At 65.3% G+C, this 2,409-nt stretch carries 3 protein-coding genes; 1 reads left to right on the forward strand and 2 read right to left on the reverse strand.

Annotation, left to right across the window (positions count from 1 at the left end; all coding sequences use genetic code 11):
- The first annotated feature begins 232 nt into the window (after window positions 1-232).
- On the forward strand, window positions 233-973 hold the full coding sequence (locus tag ACFXB5_RS51335) for a hypothetical protein (RefSeq protein WP_385222429.1): 741 nt from the start codon (window positions 233-235) through the stop codon (window positions 971-973).
- Here the strand turns inward: ACFXB5_RS51335 and ACFXB5_RS51340 are convergent.
- Complete coding sequence (locus ACFXB5_RS51340) at window positions 903-1,412, reverse strand: transposase (protein ID WP_385222432.1); 510 nt, start codon at window positions 1,410-1,412, stop codon at window positions 903-905. The genes ACFXB5_RS51335 and ACFXB5_RS51340 overlap by 71 nt on opposite strands.
- Window positions 1,413-1,476: 64 nt before the next feature.
- On the reverse strand, window positions 1,477-2,244 hold the full coding sequence (locus tag ACFXB5_RS51345) for a creatininase family protein (protein WP_385222435.1): 768 nt from the start codon (window positions 2,242-2,244) through the stop codon (window positions 1,477-1,479).
- Window positions 2,245-2,409: the final 165 nt, after the last annotated feature.

Genomic DNA, 2,409 nt, shown 5'->3' on the forward strand with positions numbered 1-2,409 from the left:
CAGTCGTTAGGGGGTGTCCGGCGGGTCGTGACGCCTGCGCGGGCTGCTTTCCCCGACCCCCCCCCAGCCGCGAATTGGGGGACGCCCCCAACACCCCGCCCCCCGACGGCGGGGGCGCCAAAAACCCCCCCCACCCCCGGGGGGGGGCGCCCGCCCCGCCCCCCCCCCGACACTTGTCTACTGATCTCCTCGGGGTGTTGTCGGATGGCGAGTCAGTGTCGGGCGAGCGCCGGTGAAACAGCTGTCGATCAGAGGGGGGCGACTGTTCGCGCGCCTGGACGAGGCCGTCACGACCCGGAATGTCCAGCTGGCCCGAGAACTGCTGGCCCGCGCCAACGCGACCGCCGCGCACGACCGGGCCGAGGACGAGGACAGGATCGCGGGCGCCGCCGCCGACTTCGCGGTCGCGCAGACCCGAGTGCAGGAGGCCGCGAACGCAGAGCGAGCCATGGAACGGGCAGAAGAGGAGTTGGCGGAGCTGACCGCACGGGCCGCCTTCGAGACGGTGCGCCGGGTCCTGAGAGATCTGCGACACCGTCCGCGGCGCCACATGTCGAAAGCGACGCTGTACAGCCAGGTGCAGTTGCTCGTCGAAGAGGCGGCCAAGGCAGGCAAGTACGTCACCGCGTCCCAGCACCAGGAGATCGACCGCTGGGTAAAGCGTGCAGAACACGCACAGGCTGGCGCCCGCCCCGACGGCTCCTGCACGGACTGTGGGGAAGGACCCGGTGTCGTCGAAGCCGCGCGCGAACGCGGGCACCGGAACAGCAGAGCAGTCCAACACGATCACGGTGTGGGTGTGGAAGGACCGCTACGGCGGCCTGCACGCCGCCGACACGCAAACCCGCCCAGAAGCATCCGTGCGGTATGTGCCGCTGCCCTGAAGGGTGTCAATATTCCGATCAGGCTGCTGAGCTGGGCGTTCCCTGTCGATGGTGAGGCAATCGGAGTGGCGTGGTGTGGTACTCGTTGAGTAGTCCACCGAGTACCTGGCACGAGGCCGTGTCGGACACCGCGTGCACGCTGATGGCGACCTGGCAGTTCGCCTGCTTGCCCAGCGCACCGCAGTACTGATGCCCGACACCGACCGACATCCGTCCGTCCTTGGGGAAGGACACGTCGTCCACTGCCCAGGCATCCGGAACGATCCGCAGCACCATCCGCTCCGCGATCCGCCGCCGCACCGGCACCGGATCCCACGGCGACTGGTTCACGAACTGCTGCAGGTTCTGCTCATTGCCGTCCGGCAGCCGAGAGGCCATGTGGACCGACTTGCGGCGGCCCTCCAGCATCAGCCCCCGCAGATAGCAGTCGCTCTTGGCCCGCTGGTCCTTCCGCGGCATCGAGGCGAACACATCCGCCACGAACAACGCCAACGACGCCCGAACACGGTTCACTTCATGTGCATCCACACACCCACCATGCAGCTGAACACAACCGACGCAAAGACCTAACGGAGTCCTACTAGTACCTACCTTAAGTGAGCGGCTGATAACGTGCCACTGCATGGGCAGCGATCAGGTCGGCTACGGCGTTTAGACATGAAAATCCCAGTTCAGACGACATGCCCTTCGGGTCGCCAAGCACTCCGTTGGGAGCGACTGCTCTCACGCCGTCCGTGAATACGCGAGCCAGTAGTTCATCGTTCATCGACCCGGTGAAGCCCGCAGCAGCTCGATCGTTTCGCACCACCTCGGGCCGCACAGCCAGCATGATCGAAGTTTCCGCGACGTCGGCATGGCCTCCGACGTGGTCGGCGAGGCCGGCGACCTGCTGGGCTGCGGAGCGCCACGCTTGGAGGACTGCTGTCGAGTCTGAGTAGGCGATGACATCTAGGTCGCAGGAAAGCCGCTCGGCAAGCCTTGATTCGATGTCTTTGAGCAGCGGGTAGTTGCCGATGTGCGCCGAGAAGATCGCAACGCGACGGAACCCGTGCACAGCAAGACTCTCGCAGCAGTCTGCGCAGATCGCCTCGAGCGTACCGGCCTGCAGGGACAGTGTCCCGGCGAACCCCAGGTGGTGCGCAGAACAACCGATCCGCACCGTCGGAAGCACAAGCGCGTCGCCAAGCCGCTCGGCGACAAGGACACCCAGCCGGTCAGCATGATCGCTGTCGACGGACAGCGGTAGATGCGCGCCATGCTGCTCCGTCGCACCCAGCGGCAAGATCGCCGTACGCATACCCCTCGCCATGGCTTCCGCGATATCAGACGAGGTCAAATGCTCAATCCGCAACTCACTCATGGTGGGGTCTCCTCTTCCTGTGCGCACCTGGCCAACCCCACGAAGTTACCAATACCTAACAGATTTGCGACCTTGACCTGGGCTGGGCTACGACCTACGTTATCGCTCACTAACATTCGTCGGAAGGGTCGGTATGGACTTCATCCTCATGTCTGAGGGGGACAC

This window comes from Streptomyces sp. NPDC059455, assembly GCF_042750115.1.
Classification (GTDB): domain Bacteria; phylum Actinomycetota; class Actinomycetes; order Streptomycetales; family Streptomycetaceae; genus Streptomyces; species Streptomyces endocoffeicus.

Coding starts and splice junctions, on each gene's coding strand:
- ACFXB5_RS51345 (WP_385222435.1), bottom strand. CDS start 2,244: ATGAGTGAGTTGCGGATTGAGCATTTGACCTCGTCTGATATCGCGGAA.